This is a genomic window from Nonomuraea maheshkhaliensis, from assembly GCF_039529435.1.
Taxonomy (GTDB): domain Bacteria; phylum Actinomycetota; class Actinomycetes; order Streptosporangiales; family Streptosporangiaceae; genus Nonomuraea; species Nonomuraea maheshkhaliensis.
In genome coordinates this window covers 1-26,653 of record NZ_BAAAMU010000141.1, presented here as the reverse complement: position 1 = coordinate 26,653, position 26,653 = coordinate 1, and the positions used below count along the sequence as shown (strand labels likewise).

General features: G+C 72.5%; 22 protein-coding genes and 1 pseudogene. 8 read left to right on the top strand and 15 right to left on the bottom strand.

What is annotated here, in order from left to right:
* The first annotated feature begins 238 nt into the window (after window positions 1-238).
* The gene (locus tag ABFX54_RS48445) at window positions 239-763 is read left to right on the top strand and encodes a hypothetical protein (RefSeq protein ID WP_346113911.1); all 525 of its coding nucleotides are present in this window, start codon (window positions 239-241) and stop codon (window positions 761-763) included.
* A 145-nt stretch (window positions 764-908) separates the two neighbouring features.
* On the opposite strand, the gene ABFX54_RS48440 is transcribed toward ABFX54_RS48445, so the two are convergent.
* The 5 genes from ABFX54_RS48440 to ABFX54_RS48420 form a co-directional block, all read right to left on the bottom strand.
* A complete protein-coding gene (locus tag ABFX54_RS48440) occupies window positions 909-1,535 on the bottom strand; it encodes a hypothetical protein (RefSeq protein ID WP_346113910.1) in 627 nt (208 codons plus the stop codon).
* Window positions 1,536-1,630: 95 nt separating this feature from the next.
* On the bottom strand, window positions 1,631-3,253 hold the full coding sequence (locus ABFX54_RS48435; RefSeq protein WP_346113909.1) for an NAD(P)-binding protein: 1,623 nt from the start codon (window positions 3,251-3,253) through the stop codon (window positions 1,631-1,633).
* Window position 3,254: 1 nt separating this feature from the next.
* A complete protein-coding gene (locus ABFX54_RS48430) occupies window positions 3,255-4,232 on the bottom strand; it encodes a thiamine pyrophosphate-dependent enzyme (RefSeq protein WP_346113908.1) in 978 nt (325 codons plus the stop codon).
* Window position 4,233: 1 nt separating this feature from the next.
* Complete coding sequence (locus ABFX54_RS48425) at window positions 4,234-5,463, bottom strand: transketolase C-terminal domain-containing protein (RefSeq protein WP_346113907.1); 1,230 nt, start codon at window positions 5,461-5,463, stop codon at window positions 4,234-4,236.
* Window positions 5,456-5,989, bottom strand: a complete 534-nt coding sequence (locus ABFX54_RS48420; protein WP_346113905.1) for a 2-oxoacid:acceptor oxidoreductase family protein — start codon at window positions 5,987-5,989, stop codon at window positions 5,456-5,458. Before ABFX54_RS48420 ends, ABFX54_RS48425 begins: the two co-directional genes overlap by 8 nt.
* 134 nt (window positions 5,990-6,123) lie before the next feature.
* Here ABFX54_RS48420 and ABFX54_RS48415 point away from each other — a divergent pair, with 134 nt between their 5' ends.
* The 4 genes from ABFX54_RS48415 to ABFX54_RS48400 all read left to right on the top strand — a co-directional run bounded on the left by ABFX54_RS48415 (window position 6,124) and on the right by ABFX54_RS48400 (window position 10,467).
* Window positions 6,124-7,188 (top strand): Rossmann-fold NAD(P)-binding domain-containing protein, encoded by a 1,065-nt coding sequence (locus ABFX54_RS48415; protein ID WP_346113903.1) that lies wholly within the window; start codon window positions 6,124-6,126, stop codon window positions 7,186-7,188.
* Window positions 7,185-7,478 (top strand): NAD(P) transhydrogenase subunit alpha part 2, encoded by a 294-nt coding sequence (locus tag ABFX54_RS48410; protein WP_346113902.1) that lies wholly within the window; start codon window positions 7,185-7,187, stop codon window positions 7,476-7,478. The genes ABFX54_RS48415 and ABFX54_RS48410 overlap by 4 nt, the downstream gene beginning before the upstream one ends.
* Window positions 7,475-8,860 (top strand): NAD(P)(+) transhydrogenase (Re/Si-specific) subunit beta, encoded by a 1,386-nt coding sequence (locus ABFX54_RS48405; RefSeq protein ID WP_346113901.1) that lies wholly within the window; start codon window positions 7,475-7,477, stop codon window positions 8,858-8,860. The genes ABFX54_RS48410 and ABFX54_RS48405 overlap by 4 nt, the downstream gene beginning before the upstream one ends.
* A gap of 95 nt (window positions 8,861-8,955) precedes the next feature.
* On the top strand, window positions 8,956-10,467 hold the full coding sequence (locus ABFX54_RS48400) for a WS/DGAT/MGAT family O-acyltransferase (protein ID WP_346113900.1): 1,512 nt from the start codon (window positions 8,956-8,958) through the stop codon (window positions 10,465-10,467).
* A gap of 118 nt (window positions 10,468-10,585) precedes the next feature.
* Here the strand turns inward: ABFX54_RS48400 and ABFX54_RS48390 are convergent, their stop codons facing one another.
* Together ABFX54_RS48390 and ABFX54_RS48385 are read right to left on the bottom strand one after the other, a co-directional pair.
* The gene (locus ABFX54_RS48390; RefSeq protein WP_428834653.1) at window positions 10,586-13,546 is read right to left on the bottom strand and encodes a pyridoxamine 5'-phosphate oxidase family protein; all 2,961 of its coding nucleotides are present in this window, start codon (window positions 13,544-13,546) and stop codon (window positions 10,586-10,588) included.
* Window positions 13,543-14,292 carry an HAD family hydrolase gene (locus ABFX54_RS48385; protein ID WP_346113899.1) on the bottom strand — a complete coding sequence of 250 codons (750 nt, stop codon included), beginning with the start codon at window positions 14,290-14,292 and terminating at the stop codon, window positions 13,543-13,545. The genes ABFX54_RS48390 and ABFX54_RS48385 overlap by 4 nt, the downstream gene beginning before the upstream one ends.
* A gap of 206 nt (window positions 14,293-14,498) precedes the next feature.
* On the opposite strand from ABFX54_RS48385, the gene gap reads away from it, so the two are divergent.
* Together gap and ABFX54_RS48375 are read left to right on the top strand one after the other, a co-directional pair.
* Window positions 14,499-15,494, top strand: a complete 996-nt coding sequence (gene gap / locus ABFX54_RS48380) for a type I glyceraldehyde-3-phosphate dehydrogenase (RefSeq protein WP_346113898.1) — start codon at window positions 14,499-14,501, stop codon at window positions 15,492-15,494.
* Between the two features lie 43 nt (window positions 15,495-15,537).
* Complete coding sequence (locus tag ABFX54_RS48375) at window positions 15,538-16,383, top strand: universal stress protein (RefSeq protein ID WP_346113896.1); 846 nt, start codon at window positions 15,538-15,540, stop codon at window positions 16,381-16,383.
* A 90-nt stretch (window positions 16,384-16,473) separates the two neighbouring features.
* Here ABFX54_RS48375 and ABFX54_RS48370 read toward each other — a convergent pair whose 3' ends face one another.
* From ABFX54_RS48370 to ABFX54_RS48355, 4 genes are all read right to left on the bottom strand, one after another.
* The gene (locus ABFX54_RS48370) at window positions 16,474-17,310 is read right to left on the bottom strand and encodes a universal stress protein (protein WP_346113894.1); all 837 of its coding nucleotides are present in this window, start codon (window positions 17,308-17,310) and stop codon (window positions 16,474-16,476) included.
* Between the two features lie 165 nt (window positions 17,311-17,475).
* Window positions 17,476-18,081, bottom strand: a complete 606-nt coding sequence (locus tag ABFX54_RS48365; protein ID WP_346113893.1) for a CBS domain-containing protein — start codon at window positions 18,079-18,081, stop codon at window positions 17,476-17,478.
* A 55-nt stretch (window positions 18,082-18,136) separates the two neighbouring features.
* The gene (locus ABFX54_RS48360; protein WP_346113892.1) at window positions 18,137-20,728 is read right to left on the bottom strand and encodes a bifunctional acetate--CoA ligase family protein/GNAT family N-acetyltransferase; all 2,592 of its coding nucleotides are present in this window, start codon (window positions 20,726-20,728) and stop codon (window positions 18,137-18,139) included.
* Window positions 20,729-20,793: 65 nt separating this feature from the next.
* Window positions 20,794-21,834: a zinc-dependent alcohol dehydrogenase family protein gene (locus ABFX54_RS48355; RefSeq protein WP_346113891.1), complete on the bottom strand. Its 1,041-nt coding sequence runs from the start codon at window positions 21,832-21,834 to the stop codon at window positions 20,794-20,796.
* A gap of 161 nt (window positions 21,835-21,995) precedes the next feature.
* Between ABFX54_RS48355 and ppk2 the strand changes: the two genes are divergently transcribed.
* Window positions 21,996-22,787: a polyphosphate kinase 2 gene (gene ppk2 / locus ABFX54_RS48350; protein ID WP_346113889.1), complete on the top strand. Its 792-nt coding sequence runs from the start codon at window positions 21,996-21,998 to the stop codon at window positions 22,785-22,787.
* Between the two features lie 25 nt (window positions 22,788-22,812).
* Here the strand turns inward: ppk2 and ABFX54_RS48345 are convergent.
* The 4 genes and pseudogenes from ABFX54_RS48345 to ABFX54_RS48330 form a co-directional block, all read right to left on the bottom strand.
* Window positions 22,813-23,367: pseudogene (locus tag ABFX54_RS48345) on the bottom strand (V-type ATP synthase subunit D); the annotation flags it as partial.
* The gene (locus tag ABFX54_RS48340) at window positions 23,364-24,728 is read right to left on the bottom strand and encodes a V-type ATP synthase subunit B (RefSeq protein ID WP_346113888.1); all 1,365 of its coding nucleotides are present in this window, start codon (window positions 24,726-24,728) and stop codon (window positions 23,364-23,366) included. The pseudogene ABFX54_RS48345 and the gene ABFX54_RS48340, both read right to left, overlap by 4 nt.
* Window positions 24,725-26,356, bottom strand: coding sequence for a V-type ATP synthase subunit A (locus ABFX54_RS48335; RefSeq protein WP_346113886.1), 1,632 nt, complete (start codon window positions 26,354-26,356; stop codon window positions 24,725-24,727). The genes ABFX54_RS48340 and ABFX54_RS48335 overlap by 4 nt, the downstream gene beginning before the upstream one ends.
* On the bottom strand, window positions 26,344-26,653 hold a 310-nt coding region (locus tag ABFX54_RS48330), incomplete at its 5' end, for a hypothetical protein (protein ID WP_346113884.1). The genes ABFX54_RS48330 and ABFX54_RS48335, both read right to left, overlap by 13 nt.

The following is a 26,653-nucleotide window of genomic DNA, read 5'->3' as shown; positions in this document are numbered from 1 at the left end:
CGGCAGGACGGCCATGGCCCTGGGCCGACCTGGCCGTGATCGCCACCTGGACGCTGGCCGCGGCGGCGGTGCTCGCCCTCAAGGGAGGCGGATGGACGGCCGCCCGGCGAGCAGCGGCCTGACGCGATGGTGACCAAGGTCCTCTTGCCCGCGGACGTACGGCACTGCTCCGGAAGCGCCCCGCACGGTGTGCTTGAGCGTGAGAAGAACAACGAATCGGCACTGAAAGGGGGCCGTCATGGCCACCACCGTCAACAAGCCCGTCCCGGGGGCCGGCCCGGCCGCGGCGCATCGTCCCGTCGACTACGTCTGGGCGATCGCCCGGATCTCGATCGGATGGATCTTCCTGTGGGCGTTCCTGGACAAGACATTCGGCTGGGGCTTCGCCACCCCGGCCGATAAAGCCTGGATCGCCGGCGGCAGCCCCACCACCGGTTTCCTCAAGGGCAGCGGCGAGAACGCCCTTGGCGGCTTCTTCAGCTCCCTGGCCGGCCAGGCATGGGTGGACTGGCTGTTCATGCTCGGCCTGCTCGGCATCGGCACCGCACTCGTCCTGGGCATCGGCACCCGCATCGCCGCCGCCACCGGTACGATCATGCTGGTCCTGATGTGGGCCGCCGAACTTCCGCTCGCCAACAACCCCTTCATGGATGACCACATCATCTACGCCATCGTCCTGATCGGCCTGGCCCTCGCCAACGCCGGCACCACCCTCGGCCTGGGCAACCTGCCCGTCGTCAAGCAGACCGCCTGGCTCAAGTAGTGCGTACGACCACACGCCCGCCTCCGATGCCGGAGGCGGGCGTTCCCGCATTTCCGGGAGCCCGCCACAGGCAGCCTGGGACGGACGTGACGCGCCAAGAATGCTCACCGGTCGACCGGGTGCACAGTCGTGAACCGCCGGCCCGTCAGGGCTTGTGGGCGGCTGTCTCGGCCAGGGCCTTGATGGTCGTCAGTTGCCTGCGGGTGATCAGGAAGTCCGCCGACTCCGACAGCAGCAGGTAGACCAGCCCCGGCAGGCCAGGCCGGCAGTGCAGGCGCTGACGGAAGAGCAGGCGCGTGTGCTCCTCCTCGCCGAGCAGCACGATCGCCCAGCTCACCGTCACGTGGAAGGCCCGGATCGCCAGGACGAGCTCGTGCCCGGGGACGATGCGCTCCACCGTGTAACCGCCGTCCGCGGGCGGCGTCGGCAGCAGGTCTCCGACCTGGAGTCGTTGCAGGCCGGGCAGGACCTGGACAGCGCTGGGGCGGTCGTCGTTGGTGATGTGGTCGTAGGCGTACCAGCCGGCGCGCGGATGGCCGCCCATCTGCGCGAGCCAGGGCCACACCGCTTCGGGCGGGGCGTCGATCGTGATGGCGCGGGTGGCGGCGACATGCGGTCGCGGGACGATGTCGTCGCCGGGGAGCGGCCGGCTGGTCTCGCCGCGGGTCGCGCCCCAGCGCAGCAGTCGTGGACGGACGAGCAGCAGGTACGCCGCCAGTCCGGCGGCCTTGAGGATGAGCAGCGATACGAGCAGGCGACGCGATGCGTTCATACGTCGATGGCACCAGGTCCCGTCGCCGGGTGGCAGGGGCGAAAGGCGATGACCCGCCGGCCGATGGTCCTTTACCAGGCACGGCTCGCGGATCGTCAGGTGATCTCGGGTACCATCTCGATCGCGCCCGCCGGGCACTCCGACACGCACAACCCGCAGCCTTTGCAGTAGTCGAGGTCGATCTCGTACCGCAGCCCAGGACCGAGCTTGATGACGGCGTTGTCAGGACACACGCCGTAGCAGTTGTCGCATTCGAAGCAGTTGCCGCACGACAAGCAGCGCCGTGCCTCATACAGCGCCGTCTCCCCGTCCAGGCCGTGTTCCACCTCGTCGAAGGTGGTGGTACGGCGAGCGAGGTCGAGCTTCGGGCGGACGGTGGCGGGGGCGTCGCTGTAGTACCACGTGTTGAGCAGGTCGAAGCCCGCCATCGGGTGCCGCGGGGCGGGGGAGCAGGAGCCACCGCGCAGCCACGCGTCGATGTGCCTGGCAGCCTTCTTGCCGTGCCCGACCGCCACCGTGACCGTGCGCTCGGCGGGGACCATGTCGCCGCCGGCGAAGACGCCGGGGAAGCCGGTCATCAGGTCCGGCCCGACCTTGACCACGCCGTCCTCCGACTCGACACCGGGCAGGCCCTCCAGGAGGGCCAGGTCGGCTTCCTGCCCGAGGGCGAGCACCACGGAGTCGGCGGCGAGTTCTTCGAACTCGCCGGTGGGCCGGGGGAAACCGGTCTCGTCCAGCCGCATCCGCTCGATGGTGATGCTGCCCTGCCCGGCGTGCGTGATGGTCGACAGCCACTTCATCCGCACGCCCTCCTCCACGGCTTCGGCGACCTCGCTGTCGTGCGCGGGCATCCGGCCCCGGGTACGGCGGTAGACGACGATCGCGTCGGCCGCGCCCAGGCGCCTGGCGGTCCGGGCCGCGTCCATGGCGGTGTTGCCGCCACCGTAGATCACGACGCGGCGGCCCAGCAGCGGCGGCTCGGCGCCCTCCATGCCGCGCAGCACCGAGACCGCGTCCAGGAGGCGGGCCGAGTCGCCGGCCGGGATGTACGCGCGCTTGCCGATGTGCGCGCCGACGGCCAGGAAGGCGGCGTCGTAGCCGCGCATCGCCTCCCGCAGGTCGGTCACGGTGTGGCCGAGCCGCATCGTCACACCCATGTCCACGATGCGGCCGATCTCGGCGTCGAGGATGTGGCGGGGCAGCCGGTAGCGGGGGATGCCGAAGCGCATCATCCCGCCGGCGGCCGAGCCCGAGTCCATGACGGTCACCGCGTGACCGAGCCTGGTCAGATGGTAGGAGGCTGACAGCCCGGCGGGCCCGGCGCCGACCACGAGCACCCGCTTGCCCGAGGGTTGCGCGGTGACGGGCATCGTCCAGCCCCGCTCGATGGCTTCGTCGCCGAGAAAGCGCTCGACGGAGTTGATGCCGACGGCCTCGTCGAGCTTGCCGCGGTTACAGGCGCTCTCGCAGGCTCGGTAACAGACCCGCCCCATGACGGCGGGGAACGGATTGTCCTGCATGATCTGCCGCCAGGCTGCCTCGTAGGAGGACTCCTCGGCCAGACTCAGCCAGCCCTGAATGTTCTCCCCTGCGGGGCAGGCGTTGTTGCAGGGCGGTAGCCGGTCCACGTAGGCGGGTCGCTCGGTACGCCACGCACCGGTCTTGTTGGCCAGGCTCGACCCGACGCCGAGGGTGATCGCGAATGGTTCGTCTTTCATGTCAGTCCACCAACCCGAAGCGCCGGATGTTGCGTTCCGCCGAGGCCTGAATTTCCGCTATCACATCGGTGCGCGGGGGATCGCCGAAGAGGTGCGCGTACCTGCCCTGGAGCTTGAGGTATTCGTCCACCGGAACGCGGTGCCGGATCTTGGTCACGCCGGTCACCTCACCGCGTTCGGCCTCGAAGACGGGGAACATGCCGGACTCGGTGGCCAGCCTGGCCACACGGATCGTGTCACAGGCCGCGGTGACCCAGCCGAGCGGGCAGGGCACCAGGATGTGGAGGTAACGGGCGCCGCGGAACTCCATCGCCCGCCGCACCTTGTACTCCAGGTCGCGCAGGTCTCCCACGGTCGCGGTGGCCACGTACGGGATTTCGTGCGCCATCGCGATGAGCGGTACGTTCTTGCCCTGCCCGAAGGCCTGGCCGGGCACGGGAGTGGTGGCGGTGCGCGCGGCCGATGGTGTCGCGCCGGAGCGCTGCACCCCGGTGTTCATGTACGCCTGGTTGTCGTAACAGATGTAGAGCACGTCGTCGCCGCGCTCGAACATGCCCGACAGGCACGCGAAGCCGATGTCCACCGTGCCGCCGTCGCCACCCTGGCCGACCACCCGCACGTCGGCGCGGCCCTTGGCCTTCAGTGCCGCCGCCACCCCGGTCGCCACCGCCGGGGCGTTGCCGAACAAGGAGTGGATCCAGGACACCTGCCAGGACGTCTCCGGATACGGCGTGGAGAACACCTCCAGGCAGCCGGTCGCGTTGACGGCGATCATGCGGCCCGCGGTCGCGCTGATGGCGGCGTCGATCGCGTAGCGCGCGCCGAGCGCTTCACCGCAGCCGCGGCAGGCACGGTGACCCGAGGTGAGGGAGTTGCCGCGATCGGGCGCCGCCTGGACAGAACGCTGTTCCGGAGGGAGCAGCCGGTTGCCGACGGCGAAGCTGCCGACTTGGTAGAACTTGGTCCGCTGCACGGGCATGTCAGACACCTCCGGCGAGATCACGCAGCATGTTCTCGGCGCTCGGCCCGGACCTGCGGCTCTTCCCGGCCCGCCGCAGCTCTCCGCTGACGAGTTCGTGGTCGAGGTCGAGGAACGTCAGAGGTTCGAGGCCCTGGCTGAACGCCCGGCGCAGGGACGCCTTAGTGATCGGGCGCCCTCCCAGCCCGGCGATCACCGTGGCGACCTCGACGTCCCTGCCGGCCAGCGCCGAACGCACGTCGGCCGAGACGATGCCGCCCACGCCGACGGAGAACGCCCGCTCCAGGACCACCACCCTGCGGGCGCGCCCGAGGGCGTCGCGGACCGCGCGGGCGGGGAACGGGCGGAACGTCGTCAGCCCCGCCACGCCGATCCGCATCCCCGAGTCGCGCAGCTCGTCCACCGCATCTTTGATCGTGCCGAGCACCGACCCGAGCGCCAGCACGATCGTCTCGGCGTTCTCGATGCGGTAGCCGCGGACCAGTCCGCCGGAGTCCCGGCCGAACTCCCGCCCGAAGGCCGCAGAAAGGCCGGGGATGCGCTCCAGCGCCTCCAGGTGCCGGAGGTGAGCGAGATAACGCACCTCGGTGAACGCCTCCGGGCCGACCATCGCCCCGATCGAGGCCGGCGCGTCGGGGTCGAGCACCTGGCGCGGTTCGTACGGCGGCAGGAAAGCGTCCACCTGCTCCTGCGAGGGCAGGTCCACCCGTTCGAAGGCGTGGGTGAGCACGAACCCGTCCATGCACACCATCACCGGCAAAGACAGCTCCTCGGCCAGGGCGAACGCCTGCACATGCAGGTCGACCGCCTCCTGGTTCGTCTCCGCGTACAGCTGGATCCAGCCGGAGTCACGCTGCGACATCGAGTCGCTGTGGTCGTTCCAGATGTTGATGGGAGCGCCGATCGCCCGGTTGGCCACGGTCATCACGATCGGCAGGCCGAGCCCCGAGGCGTTGTAGAGCGCCTCGGCCATGTACAGGAGGCCCTGGCTGGCCGTCGCGGTGTAGACACGGCCGCCGGTGGCGGAGGCGCCGATGCAGGCCGACAGGGCGGCGAACTCGGACTCGACGTTGACGTACTCGCACGGCGCCAGCCGCCCGGACGTCACGTGCCTGCTGAGTGCCTCCACGATGTGCGTCTGCGGCGAGATGGGATATGCGCAGATCACCTCAGGCCGGCACATCGCGACGGACTCCGCCACCGCCTGCGATCCCTCCATCTGCCTAAGCACGGACAGCCTCCTTCAGGTAGGAGTAGGCCTCGTCGGCCGCGGCGATGTTGGTTTCAGCCACCCGGCCGGGGAATGTGCCGCTGATCGCCTCGTGCACCGATTCCAGCGACACCATCCCGGTGAGGGCGCAGAAGCCGCCCAGCAGCGCCGCGTTCGGCACCGGCCGGCCGACGTGCCGCAGCGCGATGTCGGACGCCGGCATCGTCACGCCGCTCACGCCGAGTTCCAGCGCTGTCCTGGTGGAATTGACCAGCACGTGCCGCACGCCGGCCGGCACGTCGATCCGGCTGAGCAGCGTGGCGTCCTGGATGATCAGCGCGTCCGGTTCGGCGATCGGCTCCCGCGTGCGGATCGGCCGGTCGGAGATGCGGCAGAACGACACGACGGGCGCGCCCGTCCGCTCGGATCCGAACGTGGGGAACGCCTGAGCGTGCCGGCCTTCGAGGAAGGCGGCCACCGACAGCATCTCGGCCGCTGTCACGACACCCTGGCCGCCTCTGCCGTGGATGCGGATCTGGTACTCCATGAACTCCGGTGTAGTCCGGCGATGGCCGCTGTTGGAGGGACGAACGTCACTTCGCGGAGGACTTTCGGCCCTCTTCGCCGCGAACCTGAGCGGCCGACGCTCGAAGGTGACGAATTCGCGGAAGGAGCGGGCGGATGCTCAGATTCGGCATCGTCAAGGAGACCACCGCGGGTGAGCGGCGAGTCGCGATCACCCCCGACGCCGTGCCGCGTTTGCGAGCCGCGGGGCTGGACGTGCTGGTGGAGGCTGGAGCGGGAGCCGCAGCGTGGTTCGCCGACGGCGCGTACGGGAACGCGGGCGCCCAGATCGTCACCGTCGAGGAGTTGTACGCCACGGCGGCGATCGTCGCCTGCGTGCGGCGCCCGCCCACTCGGCTCCTGCGGCACGGCCAGCTCGTGATCGGCCTGCTGCACCCCGACCCGCTCTACGCCGGTGAGCTGGCCGCCAGTGGCGTGACCGGCGCGAGCCTGGACCGGGTGCCGCGCGCCCTGAGCGCCGCCCAGCCCATGGACGCGCTCACCTCCCAGGACAACGTCGCCGGCTACCGGGCGGTCGTCCTGGCAGCCGGCGTCTACGAGCGATTCTTCCCGCTGCTGATCACCGCCGCGGGGACCGCGCCGCCCGCGCGAGTGCTGGTGCTCGGCGCGGGGGTTGCGGGACTGTCGGCGATCGGCACGGCCCGCAGGCTCGGCGCCGTCGTCACCGGCTACGACATCCGGCCCGCGGCCAGGGAGGAGATCGCCTCACTCGGCGCCGCCGTCCTGGATCTGGAGGGCGCGGACGGGCTCGCGCTCACCGAGACCGAGCAGCGCGCCGAGCGGGATCAGCTGGCCGGTCCCGTGGCCCACCACGACGTGGTGATCACCACGGCCCGGGTTCCCGGCCGCCGCCCGCCCCTGCTGGTGACCGAGGCGGCGATCAAGGACATGCGTCCCGGGTCGGTGGTGGTGGACCTCGCCTCGGGCGAGCTCGGCGGCAACGTGGAGATCTCCAGGCCGGGCGAGCGGCTGGTCACCGAGAACGGCGTGAGCGTGATCGGCGCCGGCGACCTGCCCGCGACCATGCCCGGCGCCGCCTCGCTCGCCTACTCTCACAACGTGTGCGCGTTCCTGGCCCACGTGCTGCGCGACGGCGCGCTCGCCCTCGACCCGGCCGACGAGATCCAGTCAGCCGTGATCTTCACGGGAGGAGGCGCATGAACGCGCAACTCCTCGCCGACCTGACGGTGTTCGTGCTGAGCCTGCTGCTCGGTTTCGAGGTCATCGGACGGGTGCCGACGACGCTGCACACGCCGCTGATGTCGGCCGCGAACTCCGTGCACGGCATCGTGTTCGCCGGTGCGCTGATCATCGCGCTGACGGCGGACGGCGTCCTCGGATATGTGCTGGTGTTCGTGACCGCCGCGTTCGCGGCGATGAACGTGGTCGGCGGCTACGTGGTCACCGACAGGATGCTGGAGATGTTCCGGCCCCGCGGGGCGAAGCGATGAACGCCTTCGACGTGGTGATCCGGCTGGTGTACCTCGCCGTCGCGACCACCTTCGTGCTCGGCCTGCACCTGATGAACTCGCCGGTCACGGCCCGCCGCGGCAATCTGCTGTCGTCAGGGGCGATGGCCGCCGCCGTGGCGGCCACGGCGCTCGTCCTCGTCCATGAGGGCGGCGTGCGGACCTGGGCGTGGATCGCGCTGCTGGCGGGGGCGGCACTCGGCTCCGGTGCCGGGCTGGCGCTGGCCAGAGGCGTGGCGATGACGGCCATGCCGCAGCTCGTCAGCCTGTTCAACGCCGCAGGAGGCGGAGCCGCCGCACTGATCGGAGCACACGACTTCGCACGGCACGGGGCCTCTCTGCCCGTGGTCCTGGACGTGCTGATCGGCGGCATGACCTTCTCCGGTTCGCTGATCGCCGCCGGCAAGCTGCACGGTCTGGTGCCCGGCGCTCCGCTCCTCTTCCCCGGAGTCCGTGCCGTCACCGCGTTGCTCGCCACGGCCATGGTGGTGGCCTCAGGACTGCTGCTCACCGGGCACGGAGGTGTCGTGACGCTGGCCGCGCTGGCCGTCGCCGCACTCGGATCGGGCGTGGCCGTGGTGCTGCCGATCGGTGGAGCGGACATGCCGGTGGTGATCTCGCTCCTCAACGCGTTCACCGGCACCGCCGTCGCGATGGCGGGATTCGCGCTCGGCAACGGCATCCTCATCACCGCGGGCGCGCTCGTCGGCGCCTCCGGCGCCATCCTGACCAAGCTCATGGCCGACGCCATGAACCGCTCCATCGGCGCCATCGTCGCCGGTGGGTTCGGCGGCGGTGACAGCACCGGCGATCGGACTCCCGGTCAGCTCCCGGTCCGGATGCTGTCAGCCGACGACGCCGCCATCCAGCTCGCCTACGCCGCCAGGGTGGTCGTGGTGCCCGGGTACGGTCTGGCCGCCGCGCAGGCGCAGCACCAGTTGCACGAGCTCGCCGAGTTGCTGGAGCACCGCGGCGCCGAGGTCTCCTACGCGGTCCACCCGGTCGCCGGGCGCATGCCGGGCCACATGAACGTGCTGCTGGCCGAGGCGGGTGTGCCGTACGACCAGCTCGCCGCTATGGAGGACGCCAACGCCGCGATGCCACAGACCGACGTCGCGCTCGTCGTGGGTGCCAACGACGTCGTCAACCCGGCCGCCCGCCGTCCGGGGAGCGCTGTGTCCGGCATGCCCATCATCGACGCGGACAAGGCCAGGAGCGTGATCGTCATCAAACGCTCCATGGGCCACGGCTATGCGGGCATCGACAACGAGCTCTACACGGCTCCCACGACCGGCATGTACTTCGCCGACGCCAAGAAGGCCCTGGCCGAGATCACGGCTGCCGTCAAGCTGCTCGTCGCCTGATCCGGCCCGAGGAGAGCGGACATGAACCACCTGGTGCTCGTCCTGGGCACCGCGTGGACGCTGATGGAACGACCGGCACCTGAGAAGGGGTGGCGATGGCCGTGGCCGACCACATGAGCCCGCTGGACGCGGCATTCCTGATCCTTGAGGACGCGCAGCCCGAGGCCTCGATGGCGATCTCGTCGGTCGCCGTCATCGAGGGCCCGGCGCCCTCCCACGAGGAGTTCCTCGCCGCCATCCGCGCCCGCCTCCCGCTGGTGGCCCGCTACCGGCAGAAGGCCCGCCAGGTGCCGCTCGACCTGGGCCCGCCCGTGTGGGTCGACGATCCCGCGTTCGATCTGAACTATCACGTCCGGCGGGTCGCCCTGGCGCCGCCGGGCGGCGACGCGGCGCTGTGCGAGCTGGTCGGCGACATCATGTCCCAGCGGCTCGACCGCATGCGCCCACTGTGGGAGTACTGGGTGATCGAAGGCCTGCCGGACGGACGCTGGGCGCTGTTGTCCAAGGTGCACCACTGCATGGTCGACGGCGTATCCGGCACACACCTGTATTACGCGATCTTCGACGAGTCGCCCGAGGGGACCGCGAACCTGCCGCAGGACACCTGGACCCCGCAGAGCGAACCCTCCCCCCTGAACCTGACCGAAGACGCTCTGCGCGTCCTGCTCCGCAACCCCGCCGACCAGGCGCGCATGATCGCCCGCGCACTCGCCTCTCCGCGGGACGTGACGCGCCGCCTGACGGACACTGTCCGCGGGCTCACGGCCCTGGCCGCCGCGCTGCGGCCGGCGACGTTCACCACGCTGGCCGGCCCGATCGGGGAGCATCGGCGCTACGCCACCGCCCGGGCGGCGCTGGCCGAGGCCAAGGAGATCGCACACCGGGCAGGCACGACCTTCAACGACGTGGTACTCGCCGCGATCACGGGTGGCTACCGCACCCTGCTGCGCGAGCGCGGTGAGGACCCGGACCCGCAGGCCGTTCGCTCCCTTGTTCCCGTCTCGGTGCGCGCCCCCGGGGACGAGGGAGTGTGTGAGAACCGCATCTCCCTGCTGCTCGCCTCCTTACCCGTCCACCTGGCAGACCCGGCAGAGCGGCTCCGTGCGGTGCATGACCGCCTGGTCGCGCTGAAGGGGAGCGGGGAGGCACAGGCTGGACAAGCGCTCAGCACGCTGGCCAGGCACCAGCCCTTCCCGCCTGTCTCCTGGGGAATGCGGCTGGCCGCGCGCCTGCCGCAGCGCCAGATCGTCACCGTCACCACGAACGTCCCCGGGCCGCGCAAGCCGCTGTATCTGCTCGGCCGGCGGACACTGGAGATCCTCCCGTACGTCCCTATCGCCACCCGTCTGCGCACCGGCGTTTCGATCTTCACCTACTGCGATCAGGTGACCTTCGGCGTCACCGGCGACCGTGACAGCGCGCCCGAGGTCGGCCGGCTCGCCCGGCACATCGAGGACGAACTCCACCAGTTGTCCGCCGCCCACCTTCTCAAGGCGGCCGGCCCCGAAACGGCGCCGCAGCGCGTCAAGCCCGCGAAGCCGGCGAAGCCCGCCCGGCAACGCGAGACGGCCCGGCGGCCGACGGCCCCGCAACCGCATGTCGCCTGATCCCCGTGCCGAAGGAGGCACTCATGGGGGTACGAAGCGAGACGAGCGGCGAAACCGAGCCCGCGCAGCACGCTGACGCTGCCCACACCGCCGAGGAAGGTGAGCTTCGATCTTTTCATCACAGGCCGTGGATGCGGCGGCCGGTCACCTGCTGCGGGACGATGCGGAGGTACAGGTGGCGCTCGCCGCCCGCCCACGGCGTGACGCCGGAGTCCGCCACCTTGGCCACCTCGTCGTCCGGCATATGGTGGGCGGCGCCCTGGATGAGGACGCTCCAGCCGGCCCGCCGGACCTCGTCGATCCGGTCCACCTCGAACGCGATCTTGATGTCCACCCCTTCCAGGCCGGTGCGCAGGTCCTGGTCCATCGGGCCGCCGCGGGCGGTGCGGAAGACGACGGCGCCGTCGTGGTACTTGTAGTTGACGGGCAGCACCGTCGGCCCGTGCGAGCCGCTGAACGCGACCCGGCCGATCCCGCCCGGCGCGACCAGGCGCAGGCACTCTTCGGTTTCGAGGACCTCCAGGACGGGTTCGTCCATCGCCGGGCCCTGGCCCGGAGGACGGTCGTGGCCCCCTCCCAGTAGATCCTCGGCGGTGGTCTCCAGCGCCTTGGCGAGCCTGGTCACCGTGCCCCGGTCGGGCGTGCCCAGGTGGGTCTCCAGATGATGGATGTATCCCGACGACATGTCGGCGCGGTCCGCGACCTGGTCGAGCGTGAGGCCGAGCCGGTCGCGGAGGTGGTGGATGCGACGTGCGAAGTCGCCGTTGCCGCCGGTCATGAGCGTTGTCCTCCAAGGAATCGTGGTGTCGGCGCCGCGCGGCAGGACGATGCCGTCGACGCGGGTACGTCCGTGGCCGGTCTCGATGGCGAGCGGGCGGCCACGGAAGCGGATCGTCAAGGACAGCGACCCGAGCCGCTCGGGCAGGAGCGGGTCGAGGCGCAGGCCGTCAGGCCGCGGCTCCAGGCCCAGGTAGCAGCGCTGCAGCATGTCGAGCGTGCCGGCCATGGCGCCCAGGTGGATGCCCTCGGCGGTGGTGCCGCCCTGGACGTCGTGGACGTCGCTGAGCAGCGCCTCGCAGAAGAACTGCCAGGAGCGGGCCCGGTCGGAGCGGGCCAGGACCCAGGCGTGCACGACGGCGCTGAGCGTGGAGCCGTGGCTGGTGCGGTCCAGGTAGTAGGAGATCGTACGGGGGATCAGTTCGGCGTCGGCGGCGTAGCCGAGCCGGTGCAGGATGTCCGTCAGTTCGCCGGCGGTCAGCAGGTAGAACAGCATCAGCGTGTCGGCCTGTTTGGAGGCCTTGTAGCGGTTGACGTCGTCGCCGTCCGCCTCCAGCGCCCGATCCAGGCGGCGCACGCCCCGGTAGCGGCCCCAGTCGAGTTCTTCGAGGCCGGCGTAGCCGGTGAACTGGCTGATGACGCCGTCGTGGAAGTCGACCCGCATGCGCCGGGTGATGTCCGTCCAGCGGGCCGCCTCCTGAGGGCCGGCCACGCCGAGTTCGAGGGCGCGGGAGAGCAGCCACACGGTCATGACGTTGGTGTAGGCGTTGTTGTCCAGGCCGGGGGCCGATGCGCCGGGGTAGGCGGTGTGGTATTCGTCCGGGCCCATGACGCCGCGGATCTCGTACCGGCCGGAGCGCGGGTCGAGCACGGTCAGTGAGGCGAAGAAGCGGGCGATGTCGGTGAGCAACTCGGCGCACCACGGCGGCATGGAGCCGGTGACCAGGTGGTACTGCCACACGTTGTAGGCGATGGCCAGCCCGGCGTGGCGCTGCAGGTGGGAGACGTCCGGCAGCCAGCGGCCCGACTCCGGGTTGAGGTGGAACGTCTGGGTCTCCTCGCGGCCGTCGCTGCCGCTCTGCCAGGGGAACATCGCCCCGTCGAACCCGGCCTCGCGCGCCGCCGTCCGCGCCTCCGGCAGGCGCCGCCAGCGGTAGCGCAGCGAGCCGAGCGAGATCTCGGGGAAGCGCAGGTTCAGCCAGGGCAGCACGAACAGCTCGTCCCAGAACACGTGACCTCGGTACGCCTCGCCGTGCAGGCCGCGGGCGGGCACGCCGGCGTCCAGGTCGGCGGTGTGCGGGCTGAGTGTCTGCAGCAGGTGGAAGACGTGCAGGTGCACGATCCGCGACAGTTCGGGCCCGTCCACGTCCAGCCGGGCCCGCTCCCACAGGCGCTCCCACACCGCCTCGTGCGCGGCCAGCAGCTCGTCGAAGCCGGGCGCCGCCTGGAGGCGCCGCCGGGCGGTCGTGAGTGGGTCGTGGATGGCCGGATCGCGGGACGTCACCAGCGCGACGATCTTCGAGACCGTCGCCGGCTCGCCCGCGGCCAGCTCCAGCACCAGATCGGTGTGGATCCGGTCGGGCTCGGCCGACACCGAGCCGGGGACCGGGGCGGTCACGCGCGCCGCCAGCGCCACCGTGATGCGGGACGAACGGGTCTCCGCCGTCAGCCAGGTCAGCTCGTCACCCGCGCCCGCGCCCGCGTCGGCGTCGGTGCCGGCGTCGGTGCCGGTGCCGGTCGCGGTGCCGGTGGTGTGGCTGGTCAGGTGGTCGCCGCGCAGGTCGCGGTAGCGGGCGACGCCGTGGTTGCTCACCCGTCCGTCCAGTCCGGCCCGGACGCGGAGCGGGCCGGACCAGTTCTCGGCGGTGAACGTGGTCTCCAGCGCGGCCAGCGCCGGATCGGCCATGGACACCAGGCGGCGCTGGCGGACGAGGGTGACGCGGCCGGCGTCGTCACGCCAGCGCAGCGTGCGCAGCAGCAGGCCGCGCCGCAGGTCGAGCTCCTGCCGGTAGTCCGGCAGGTCGGCCGTGTCCGGGCGGAACCAGTCAGAACCCGGCGTGGCGAAGGTCAGCGGCAGCCAGTCGGGCAGGTTGACCAGGTCCTCATTCTCGACCGTCCGGCCCGCCACCCGCGAGGCGAGCCGGTCGTAGCAGCCCGCCCGATACGTGCCCGGCGTGCGGGCCAGGCCGTCGGGCGTGGCGCCGCGCGTGGCCCAGCGGCCGTTCCCCAGCGTGCACAGCGCCTCGCGCAGGCCCTCCGAGGCGGGATCGTACCCCTCGTAGACGAGCGTCCAGGCGTTCACCGCGAACCCACAGGGACGCGTCCGGTCACGTCCAGGTCGGCCAGGTCCGGCACCACGACGTCGGCTCCCGCGCGACGCAGCTCCGTCGCCTGCGACCCGCTCCGATCGACTCCGACCACCAGCCCGAACCCGCCCCCGCGCCCGGCCGCCACGCCGGGCAGCGCGTCCTCCACGATCGCCGCCTCGGACGGGGGCACCTCCAGACGCCGCGCGGCTTCGAGGAAGAGGGCCGGGTCGGGCTTGCCCGGCAGGCCGAGCCGGGCCGAGTCGTCGCCGTCGACCACCACGTCGAACAGGTGGATCAGGCCCGCGGAGCCGACGACCAGGCGGCAGTGGCGGCTGGCCGACACCACCGCGGTCCGGCAGCCGCGCCGCCGCAGCTCGTGCACCAGGGCGACGGTCGAGGGGAAGGCGGCCACGCCGTCCTCGGTGACCTGCCGGACGAACAGCGCGTCCTTGGCCATGCTCAGCCCGTGCACGGTGGGCGCGCCCGGCTCGTCGCCGGGACCGCCCTCGGGCACCGTGATGCCACGCGAGGCCAGGAAGGTGCGGATCCCGTCGAGCCGCGGCCGGCCGTCCACATGGCGCAGGTAGTCCGCACGGATGTCGAACGGGGCGGAACGGCCGCGCAGGAAACGGTCGAACACGTGCTTCCACGCGGCGGCGTGCACCCGGGCCGTGTCGGTGACGACGCCATCGGTGTCGAAGATCACGGCCCGCAGCCTGGTCAGGTCGAGAGCGGCCATGTCGGTGACGCTACCCAGCGCAGCCGACCGCAGACAGGGCCTTTCGACCTTCGCCCGGCCGACCTCCGGCCCTGCGCGGCTCGCCGCGCACCCGACGGGCTCACCCGGCGCGCTCACTCTGCGCGCTCACACGGTGGGCCGAAGGTCCTCTCCAGCGAGGACGCTCGACTCTGCCGGGCCCGCCGATGCCGCCGGACGATGAGGGCATGAGAATCGGTATCAATGGTTTCGGCAGGATCGGCCGGGCCGTCCTGCGCCGTACGCTCCAAGCCGGCTCTGAAAGCGGCCTGGAGATCGTCGCCGTCAACGACATCACCGACGCGGCCGCGCTGGCCCACCTGCTCAGGTACGACTCCACGTACGGGCCGCTGGACGTGCCCGTCACCGCCTCCCCGGGCGCGCTGGAGGTCGGCGGCAGGACCATCGCCGTCACCGCGCACCGCGACCCCGCCGAGATCGACTGGGCGGGCCACGGCGTGGAACTGGTCATCGACGCCACCGGCCGCTTCCGTACGCGGGAGGCACTGGCCGCGCACCTGAAGGCCGGCGCGCGCCGGGTGCTGCTGTCGGCCCCGGGCAAGGGACTGGACGCCACGATCGTGCCCGGCGTCAACGACGCCGCCTACGACCCGGACCGGCACGAGATCGTCTCCCTGGCCTCCTGCACCACGAACTGCGTGGCCCCGATGGTCAAGGTGCTGCACGAGCGGTTCGGCCTGGTACGCGGCTTCATGACGACCATCCACGCCTACACCGGCGACCAGATGCTGCTGGACGCCCCGCACAAGGACCCGCGCCGGGCCCGTTCGGCCGCCGTCAACATCGTGCCCACCACGACCGGCGCCGCCCGCATGGTCGGCCAGGTCCTGCCCGAGCTGGACGGCCGCCTGGACGGCGTCGCCATCCGGGTGCCGGTGGAGGACGGCTCGATCACCGATCTGTCCGCCCAGCTCGGCCGTCCCGCCACCGTCGAGGAAGTCAACGACGCCTTCGCCGCGGCCGCCGCGAGCGGGCTGCGCGGCGTCCTGCGTTACAGCACCGACCCGCTGGTCTCGCGCGACATCATCGGAAACCCGGCCTCGTGCGTGTTCGACTCCGCGCTCACCCAGGCTAGCGGCGACCTGGTCAAGGTCTTCGGCTGGTACGACAACGAGTGGGGCTACGCCAACCGGCTGGCCGAGATGGCCCGGCGGATGGTGTGACCAGCCGCGACCTGCCGTGAAGAGCACGTGCGAAGGAGAAGAAATGATCACCGTGGGTGTGGACGGCTCCGTGCCCTCGCGGGCCGCCGTCGAGTGGGCCGCGGACGACGCCCTGCGGATGCGGGAGCCGCTGCGGGTGGTGCACGCCGTGGACCGCTCCTGGTACCAGGTCGGCAAGTTCCCCATCGAGGAAATGCCCGACACACTGCTGCGGAACGGGCGCCAGGTGCTGCGCGAGGCGCGGGAACTCGCCCACGACCGCCAGCCGGGCGTGGAGGTCACCACGCTCGACGTCGAGGGCGTCCCGGCCGTGGTCCTGGAGGACCAGGCGAAGGACGCCACCGAGGTCGTCGTCGGCAGCCGCGGGCTCGGTGGCTTCGCCGGCACGCTGCTGGGCTCGGTCAGCACGCACGTCGCCGGGCACGTCCGCTGCCCCGTCGTCGTGGTGCGCGGCGAGCGCCGGCCCGCGCCGTACGGGGAGATCGCGGTGGGCGTGGACGACTCACCGGAGTGCGAGCCCGCGCTGGCCTACGCCTTCGAACAGGCGAAGCTACGCGGCAGCACGCTGCGGGTGGTGCACGCCTGGCAGCTTCCGGTGCACGCGTACGCCCCGGGGATCACGTACGACCTGGACGAGATCCGCGCGGCGCGGCATCAGGTCGTCCGCGACCGGGTGGCGATCTTCGCGCAGGACTACCCGCAGGTGACGGTCGTCGAGGACGTCCCCCAGGCGCACCCGGTGCAGGCCCTGACCGAGGCGTCCGAGCGGGCGGACCTGGTGGTGGTGGGCTCGCACGGGCGCGGCACGCTGGGCTCGGCCCTGCTGGGCTCGGTCAGCCGCGGCACGCTGCACCACGCCGCCTGCCCGGTCGCGGTGGTGCGCGCCTAGGACGGCCGTGGGGCACGCGCCGCGGGGCACACGCCGCGGGGCACAGGCCGCGGGGCACACAAGGGCACGTCCTTCCGAGCACGCCACCGTTCACCGGGCCTGTCGCGGCCGGACCACGGCGACCGGACATTCGGCGTGGTGCAGCAGGCCGCGACCGACCGACCCGAGCACGGCGGAGGCGAACCCGCCCAACCCGCGCGATCCCACCACGACCAGGTCGGCCGAGGCGGAGGCGTCGGCGAGGGCGGGAACCGGATGTTCGGCGACCTGCCGGCCGGTGATCTCGACGTCGGGGTGCTGCTCGCGCCAGGCCGCGACCCGCTCCCGCGCGGCGTGACACTCCTCCTCGAAGGCCTCCGCGAGCAGGCCGGCGATCTCGACTCCGTACGCGGAGACGAGCGGCTGCTGCCAGGCGTGCAGGGCGACGATCCGCGCCCGGCGGGCACGGGCCTGCTCGACGGCGTAGAGCATCGCTTCCCGCGCGGTGTCGGAGCCGTCGTCGCCGACCACGATCTGATCGTGCCTGGTGGCGGCGGGGGAGCGGACGACGACGACCGGGCCTTGGGCGTGTCCCGCGACCCCCATGGTCACCGAGCCGAGCAGCAGCCCGGCGAACCCGCCCACGCCCCGGCTCCCGAGCACCGTCGAGTCGGCGGACGCCGACCGGGCGATCAGGGTGTCCACGATGTTGCCCCCGGTCAACTCCGTCTCCACCGCGATGCCGGCGTCGATCGCCCGGGCCCGGCCGGCGGCCGCCTCCAGCACGCCGGCGCAATACTTCCTGCCGTCGAGGTCGTCCCGCCACTGCTCGCACACATGCAGGATCTTCAGGGGCAGCCCTCTGTCCCTGGCATCGGCGGCGGCCCACTCCACTGCCGCGTGGGACGGATCCGAGCCGTCCACCCCCACCACGATCGGTCCGGCCATCGCGGCCCACCTCCCCTTGCTTGCTGCACTCATATCTGTGCAGGTCGAGGTCTGATCGATCGTGGCGGCGGCTTTGCGTTCGGCAAAGGTTCGCGGCATGCGCCGATCAGGCGCCGCCCCACACGGGCAGATCGGCGAGGCCGGATTTCCTCCCGGCGGTGCTCGTCATGACGTTCTCCTGACGTGCCGCACCCGGACGATGCCGGGCACCGTGCGGGTGAGCACGTCGGCGACGCGGCCCGCGTGCTCGTCGGGCGGGCCGCTCAGCTCGGCCACGCCGTCGTGGACGGCGACGTCCCAGCCGGGCCCGGCGGGGTAGTGCTCGCGCAGCACGTCCACGACCGCCTGACGCAGGTCCTCGTCGGGACGGGCGAGCATGGCCAGCAGGTCGCGGCGGCTGAGCATGCCGACGATCTCGTGGCCGCGCAGCACGGGCAGGCTCTTGACCCGCTTGCCCACCATGAGGTCGATGGCGGCGGTGACGTCCGTGGTCTCGGTGACCGTGGTGACGCCGCGGGTCATCACCTCCAGGACCCGCCGGGGCGGCGGCGCCTCGGCCACCGGCACGGGGCGTACGGTGGCGCGGGGATCGGGCTCGAACTCACCGCGCAGCAGGTCCAGCTCGCTGACGACGCCGGCGAGGCGGCCGGAGCCGTCCACGACGGGAGCCGCGGTGATGTTGTGGCCGTGCAGGACCCGCACCGCCCGCCGCACCGGGTCGGTGTCGCGGACGGTGATGGCCGGGCTGGTCATGACTTCGCGTACGAGCATGGTGATCGGGCTTCCTGAGTGCTGTCGTCGGTCTTCATGGTCGGTGGCGGGGCCGTCAGCGCAGGCGGCGCAGCAGCGGTGACGGCGGCGGCTGGCAAGGGAGGACCCTGATGCGGGCGTCCACCGCGAGCGCGCCGTCCGGGGAGACGATGACGGGGTTGAGGTCCAGCTCGGCCACCTGCGGCAGGTCGTCGAGCAGTTGCCCGACGCGGACGAGCTGGTTCTGGAGGGCCTCGGCGTCCACGGCGGGTGCGCCGCGGTAGCCGTGCAGCAGCGGCGCGCACCGCAGTTCGGCGAGCATCGCGGCCGGGTCGGCGATCGGCGGGACCCGGAAGGCGCGGTCGGCCAGGAGGTCGGCCAGCACGCCGCCCATGCCGACCATGACCAGCGGCCCGAAGGCCGGGTAGTTGACGCCGCCGACGATGATCTCGACGCCGCCGGGCGCCATGCGCTGGACGAGGGCGCCGGTCATCTCCGCGCCGATGCGGGCGGACATGTCGTGATAAGCCTGGCGTACCTCATCGATGGTCTGCAGGCCGAGCCGGACGCCGCCGACCTCGCTCTTGTGCACGGGACCGACGGCCTTGAGCACGGCCGGCAGCCCGACGCGCGCGGCCGCCTCGGCGGCGGCCTCGGCGCTGTGCGCCTCGACCGACTCGGTCACGTTCACGCCGTAGCAGCGCAGCAGCCGGACGGCCGTCTCGGGGGAGAGCCAGCCGCCGTCCGGCTGCTCCCTCAGCGCGGCCTGGACGACCTGCCGCGCCGCCTCGGCATCCGCCTTTACGGAGACGGCCGCCGGCCGGGCCGCCGAGCGCCGCCACGCGGCGTACCGTACGGCGTGCGCGAGGGCCTGGACGGCCTGCTCGGGGAAGGCATAGCTGGGGACGCGCCCGTCGATCAGCCCGTCATGCCCGGCGACGCAGGCCAGCACCGGCTTGGGCGCCCCCTTCGCCGCCTCCGCGATGGCCCGGCGGGTCTCCTCCAGCCCGGAGCCGAACGGCGGCGTGTAGACGACGAGCACCGCGTCCACCTCGGACGAGACGGCGAGTGCCCGTACGGCGGCGCCGATCTCGGCGGCGGTGGCGTCCGCGGACAGATCGACCGGGTTGCCCAGCGCGGCGGCGGCGCGGGCCTCCAGCAGGCCGGGCGGCAGCTCGGGAACGGTCAGGCCGTGGCTCTCGCAGGCGTCGGCGGCCATCGCCTGCGGCCCGCCCGAGTTACCGACGACGGCGACTCGCGAGCCCTCGGGCAGCGGCTGGGCGGCCAGGAGCTTGGCGGTGTCGATGAGCTCGTGCACGCTGTCGAGCCGGATGACCCCGGCCGCGCGGGTGAGCGCGTCCACCGCCACGTCCGGGGTGGCCGCGGCGGCGGTGTGGGAGCGCACGGCCCGGCCGCCGGCGTCACCGCGGCCGCTCTTGACCAGCAGGACCGGCTTGCCCGCGGCCACCCGGCGGGCGATCCTGGCGAATTTCCGCGGATTGCCGAACGACTCCAGATACAGGGCGATCACGTCGGTGCCAGGGTCGTCCTCCCAGTATTCGAGCAGGTCGTTGCCGCTGACGTCGGCCTTGTTGCCGACCGAGACGAACGAGGAGACCTCCAGCCGGTCCAGCAGCGCGGCGGCCACGGCGCCCGACTGCGACATCAGCGCCACCCGGCCCTGGACGGGTCGGTGCGGCAGGAAGCTGGCGTTCAGCCGGGCCCCGGTGTTGACCACGCCCAGGCAGTTCGGGCCGATGAGCCGCATCCCGGCCGTACGGCAGATCTTCAGCAGCTCCGCCTCCGTGTCGCGCCGCCCGGTCTCGGCGAACCCCGACGTCAGGACCACGAGCCCGGCCACGCCCGCGTCGGCGCAGTCGCGGGCCACGTCCAGCACGTGCCGGGCGGGCACCGCCACGACGGCCAGGTCCACCCCGCCGGGCACCTTGTCGTGGCAGGGCAGGCCGGCCACCTCGGCCGCGTTGGGGTTGACCGGGTGGATCGGCCCGGGGAAGCCCCCGTCGATCAGGTTGCGCAGCACCTGGTGCCCGACGGCGCGTTCGTCGCGGGAGGCGCCGATGACCGCCACCGAGCGCGGGATGAGCACGCGGGCCAGGGAGGCCCGCCCGGCCTCGTGGTCGCGGGCCTCGATGACCTCCCGCAGCCTGGCCGTGGGCTCGGCGGAGATGCTGACGTGCAGCGCGCCGCCCTCGTTGCGCTGGGTGACGTCCAGGCCGAGATCGCGCAGCACCCGCAGCATCGGGCGGTTCTCGGCCAGCACGTCGGCCACCAGCTCACGCACCCCGTGTTCGGCCGCGTCCAGGGCGACGTGCTCCAGCAGCAGCGTGCCGAGCCCGTGGCCGTGCACGGCGTCGTCGATGAGGATGGCCAGGTCGGCGCGGCCGCCGTCGATCGGGATGTACTCGGCGACCGCGACCAGCCGCTCGCGCATGAGGGCGACGAGGGCGTGGCCGTGGTAGGCAGGGCTGGTGACGCGGTTCATGTAGGCGTGGGCGGTGCTCCGGCCGCCGGTGAAGAAACGCAGGTAGGCCGAGCGTTGCGACGAGCGGTCCACCAGCTCGTGCAGGGCGTCGCGGTCGTCGGGACGCAGCGGGCGGACATGGGCGATGCCGCCGTCGCGCAGCAGTACGTCGTATCCCTCAGGCATGGTGCGGCTCCCGTTCGTGGTCGGCGGCGGCGGGACCGGCGGGCCCCGCCCCCGCGCCGCCCGGCTTACTGTCTGGTCAGGACGACCTTGAGCGCCCCGGTCGCCATCGGGTCGGAGAACGTCCGGTAGGCCTCGTCCATCTGCTCCAGGCCGAAGCGGTGCGTGATGAACGCGGACGGGTCGAGCCGGCCGGCGGCGATCATGTCCAGGAGGACCGGCGTGGAGTGGGTGTCGACCAGGCCCGTGGTGATGGTCACGTTGCGGATCCACAGGTCTTCGAGGTGCAGCGTCGCGGGCGCCCCGTGCACGCCGACGTTCGCCACGTGCCCGCCGGGGCGTACCAGGCGGGTGCAGAGCTCGAAGGTCTCCGGGACGCCGACCGCCTCGATGGTGACGTCGGCCCCCAGGCCGCGGGTGAGCTCGGCGATGGCCGTGGCGGGATCGTCCCCCGAGCCGACCAGTACGTCCGCGCCCAGCCGCTTGGCGGCCTCCAGCCGGGCCGGCGCGGGGTCGACGGCGACGATGTGGCTCGGCGTGAACAACCGGGCCGTGGTGATGGCGGCCAGCCCGATCGGGCCCGCGCCCACGACCACGACGGTGTCGCCGGGCCGGACGCGGCCGTTCAGCACGCCGACCTCGTAGGCGGTGGGCAGGATGTCGGCCAGCATGAGGGCCGTCTCGTCCGCCACGGCGTCGGGCAGCGGGTGTGTGGAGGTGTCGGCGAACGGCACCCGTACGTACTCGGCCTGGGTGCCGTCGATGCGGTGACCGAGGATCCAGCCGCCGCCGCCCAGGCACTGGCCGTACATGCCGGTGCGGCAGTAGCGGCAGCGCCCGCAGGCGGTGATGCAGGACACGAGCACCCGGTCGCCCTCCTTGACCGTGCCGACCGCGCTGCCCGCGGCGGTCACCGTGCCGACCGCCTCGTGCCCGAGGATCCGGCCCGGCTCCACGGCCGGCACGTCCCCCTTGAGGATGTGCAGATCGGTGCCGCAGATCGTGACCGCGTCCACGCGGACGATCGCGTCCGTGGAGGCGGTGATCCGCGGGTCTGGAACGTCCTGCCAGGAGCGGTGGCCAGGTCCGTGATAGACGAGTGCCTTCATGGCGTCTCCTCCTCATTCTTCCGGTTCATACGCTCGTTCCCCGCGCGCCGGCCAGGCAGGGGCGAAAGTCCTCTTCCCCGGTGACCCATGACCTGTCTCGTCCCGGTCGCCGCCGCCGATGGTCCCGGCGTCACACTGGGTGGGAGGAAGGTGGTGTGGTCGTGGGCGCTGAGAGGCTGCGGCGCAAGCCGTACGAGAAGCGGCTCTTCCGCTTGCAGGCGGAACTGGTGAAGATGCAGGAGTGGGTGCGGGCGGAGGGCCGCCGCCTGGTGGTGGTCTTCGAGGGACGTGACGCGGCCGGCAAGGGCAGCACGATCAAACGGGTGACCGAATACCTCAACCCGCGCGTGACCAGGATCGTCGCCCTGCCCGCTCCCACCGAGCGGGAGCGGACGCAGTGGTATTTCCAGCGTTACGCCGAGCACCTGCCGGCCGCCGGGGAGATCGTGCTGTTCGACCGGAGCTGGTACAACCGGGCCGGGGTCGAGCGGGTGATGGGCTTCTGCACGCAGGAGGAGTACACCCGGTTCCTGCACCAGTGCCCGATCTTCGAGCGGCTGCTCGTGGAGGACGGGATCCTGCTGCGCAAATACTGGTTCTCGGTCAGCGACGCCGAGCAGGAACGCCGCTTCCGCGCCCGGCTGAACGACCCGATGCGGCGCTGGAAGCTGTCCACGATGGACCTGGAGTCGATCACCCGCTGGGAGGAGTACTCCCGCGCCAAGGACGAGATGATGATCCACACCCACATCCCCGAGGCGCCGTGGTACGAGGTGGAGAGCGAGGACAAGCGGCGGGCCAGGATCAACATGATCGCCCACCTGCTGTCCACGATCCCGTACCGGGAGGTGCGGCGCCCGCCGCTGGAGATCCCGCTACGGCCGGAGCCCACCGGCTACCGCCGGCCGCCGCGCGTGGTGACGCCGGTGCCCGACGTGACGGAGGATCCCTGACGGCGTGCCGCCTGGCCTGCACCGCCGCGGCACGCTCGCTCTCGTCGAGGGTCAGGTCGAGGTCGGTGAGTGCCCGCCGGAGCGCTGGGGCCCAGCGTTCCCGGAGCGCTCTGATCCGGATGGTCGTGGTGGCGGTCTCGGCCGTGACGGCGCGGAGCGCCTCTCGTGCCGCGGCGTGCTTGGCCGCCGCCTCGATCGCGGCGCGGCAGGCGAGCCTCGCGGGTGTGACCGCGGCGCTGAGAGGCAGCGCGTCAGGTGGGTCGGGGAAGAGGCAGCGCACGTGCTTCGGGAAGGCGGCGCCCATCACCTCGGCCCATTCCACGGTGATCTCCGCCGGTGGAGCGGGCGGGAGTGCGCGTTCGCCGGCCAGGGTGGCCGCTCTGAGGGTCCAGGTCTCGGCCTCTTTGAGGGCGGCGCTCCACTCTCGCCCGGTTCGCTCGTTGAGCAGCTTCAGGCGCCGCTGCTCCTGCCGCAGGATCCGGAGCTTGCGGTCGAGCAGGTCGATGCCGCGTTCGGCGGTGGCCAGGCGGTGGCGCAGCCACAGCCTGCCGGCCCGGCCGGGGGGCACGCGCAACTTCATCCGGCCTCCTCGTGGTGGGCGGCCAGGACGTCGGCGTCCAGCATGGACAGCTCTCGCCTCGGCAGGACGGACAGGACCCGCCAGGCCCGCTCGAACGTCTGCTCCAGCGTCCTCGTCTCGTTGCCGGGCTGGGCGAGCAGGTCTTCCGCGAAGGCGCGAGCGAGGTCGAGGTAGCGGCGGTCGGTGGCGCTGAGCGCGCCGGCGCCCACCAGCTCGGCCAGTTCCCCGGCCTGCCGGGCGCGGGCGAGCGCGGCGAGGGTCTGCGCGGCGAGGTCCATGTGCTCGGGCCTGGTACGGCCCGCGCCCACCCCGCCGCGCATCAGCCGGGAGAGCGAGGCCAGCGGGTCGATCGGCGGATAGACGGGGACGTCGGCGGACAGGACGATCTGGCCTTCGGTGATGTAGCCGGTCAGATCGGGGACCGGGTGAGTGATGTCCCCGGCCGGCATGGTCAGCACCGGCAGCAGCGTCAGCGAGCCCGGCCGTCCGCGTACCCGGCCGCAGCGCTCGTACAGGGAGGCCAGGTCGCTGTAGAGGTAGCCGGGGTAGGCGCGGCGGGCGGGGATCTCGCCGCGGGCGGCCGACACCTCGCGCAGCGCCTCGCAGTAGCCGGTCATGTCGGCCATCACGACCAGCACGTGCCGGCCCAGTTCGAAGGCCAGGTGCTCGGCCACGGTGAGCGCGATCCGGGGGGTCAGCACCCGCTCGACGACCGGGTCGTCGGCGAGGTTGAGCAGCAGGACGAGCTCGCCGGCCGCCGAGCGCAGCTCCAGCGCGTCCCGCACCGAGGCGGCGTCGGCGTGGGTCAGCCCCATCGCCGCGAACACGACGCTGAACGGCTCGCCGCCGGCGTGGGATTGGGCGGCGATCTGCGCCGCCAGCTCCAGGTGCGGCAGGCCCGGCGCCGAGAACAGCGCGATCTTCTGGCCGCGCACGAGTGTGGTCAGCAGGTCGATGGCCGACACCCCGGTGAGCACGGGTTCGGCGGGCGGCACCCGCCAGGTGGGGTTGAGCGGGAATCCGCCCGCGGGAGCGGTGGTGGTGCCGAAGACGGGCGGGCCGCCGTCCAGCGGCGCACCACGGCCGTCGCAGACCCGGCCCAGCCAGCCAGGCCCGACCGGCACGCGCAGGGGCGAGCCGGCGAAGGCGACCCGCGTACCGTCCCTGGACATGCCGGAGGTGCCTTCGAGCACCTGGACCAGCGCGAGATCGCGATCGACCTCCAGCACCAGGCCGTGCCGGGTCTCGCCGGAGGACAGCCGGATCGTCGCGGACTCGTCCCAGCCCACTCCGGTGACGCCGCTGACCATGGCCAGCGGGCCGCGCAGCTCGCTGAGCGCGGTGTATTCGAGCTCGATCATGGCCGCTCCTTGGCACGCAGGACGTCGGAGAAGTCGCGGGTCTCGATCTCGCCGGCGGGGGTGCCGCGCTCGGCCAGCCGGAGGCAGTCGTCGACGGTGTCGAGGATCAGCGCGGCCAGGCGGGCGGTGCGCTCGGGGGCGCAGTAGGCGTCGGACGGGCTGAGCGCGCTCTGCTGGAGCAGGCCCTCGCGCAGCAGCCGTCCGGCCAGTAGCACGACGCGTTCGCGGGCCGGGAAGGTGGCGGTGCCGACCAGCTCGGCCAGCGCCGAGAGCCGGTCGGCGTCGGCGAGCAGGCCGGCCACCCGGGTGCGCGCCGTCACCCAGTCCCGCCTGCCGTCGCGGGCGTGCCAGCCGGCCAGGGCGGCGCCGTCCCGGGAGAACGAGCCGCTCCACGACACCGCCGGATAGTGACGGGAGTAGGCCAGGTCGCGATCAAGGCTCCACACCGCGCGCACGAAGCGCTGGGTGTGCGTCGTGACCGGCTCGGTCAAGTCGCCGCCCGGCGGGGAGACCGCGCCGATGATCGTCACGGAGCCGGGCTTGCCGCCGAGCGTGGTGACCGGGCCCGCCCGCTCGTAGAAGGCGGCGATCGCCGAGGCCAGATCGGCCGGGTAGCCCTCCTCCGCCGGCAGCGCCCCGTCGCGGGAGGCGAACTCGCGGCGCGCCTCGGCCCAGCGGGAGGTCGAGTCGGCGATCACGACGGCGTCGTAGCCCATGTCGCGGAAGTGCTCGGCCACGGTCACGCCGGTGTAGACGCTCGCCTCGCGGGCCATCATCGGCATGTTCGAGGTGTTGGCGATCACGACGGTCCGGTCCAGCAGCCGTCCACCGGTGCGCGGGTCGGCCAGCTCGCGCAGCTCGGCCAGCACGTCGGCCATCTCGTTGCCGCGCTCACCGCAGCCGATGTAGACGACCACGTCGGCGTCGCACCACTTGGCGATCTGCTGCAGCAGCACCGTCTTGCCGGTGCCGAATCCGCCCGGCACGGCGACGGTGCCGCCCCGCCGCACCGGCAGCAGCAGGTCGATGACGCGCTGCCCGGTGATCAGCGGAACCTGGTCGTCCAGCCTGGCCCGGTACGGCAGCGCGCGGCGGACCGGCCAGAGCCACTGCACGGTGACCTCCCGCCCGCCCACGCTCGCCACGGGCGCGTCCGCGGCACAGCTTCCTTCGGGGCGGATGTCCGTGACCGTGCCGCCGGGCGACAGGACGAGATAGGGCAGAGCGCCGTCCGCTCTGTCGTTCACCATGCCGATCGGCGTGCCCGGCGCGACGGGAGTGCCCGCCCGCACGAGCGGCCGGAACGGCCACACCCTGTCCTCGGACGTCCGCAGGGCCGACGGCTCCAGCCACATGCCCGTCCCGTCGAGCGGGCGCAGCAGGCCGTCGAAGATGCCGCCCAGCAGGTGCGGGCCCAGCCTGGCCGACAACGGGGTGCCCAGGGACGCGACGCGGGCGCCGGGTTCGAGACCGCCGGTGTACTCGTACGCCTGAACGGTCGCGTGATCGCCGGTCAGCGCCACGACCTCTCCGGGAATGCCGCCGGCGGTCACGAGTTCGAACATGGCGGCCCCGTCGAGCCCGTCCACCTCGATGAGCGGCCCATTGACCCGTGTCACTCGTGCCACAGCCGTTCCACCTCCGCTCCCAGTTCGTCGATCGCCCGGGCGGCCAGGGCCGGCAGGCCGGCGTCGACGCGGCGGCCCGGTGCCTGCCCGACGATCCCGCCGTCGGGGTGCTCGGTCACCGTCGCGCCCGCGCCGAGCCGGTCGCGTACCAGGTCGCGCAGCCGGTGCAGCAGTGCCCGGTCGCCGCGCAGGTCGCGTACGGCCGAGCCGGCCCGCGATCGGAGCTCCTCCAGCGCGTCCCGCCGGGCGGAGAGGACCAGCCGGCGCGCCTCGCGTCGCCCTTCGACGCGATCCGCC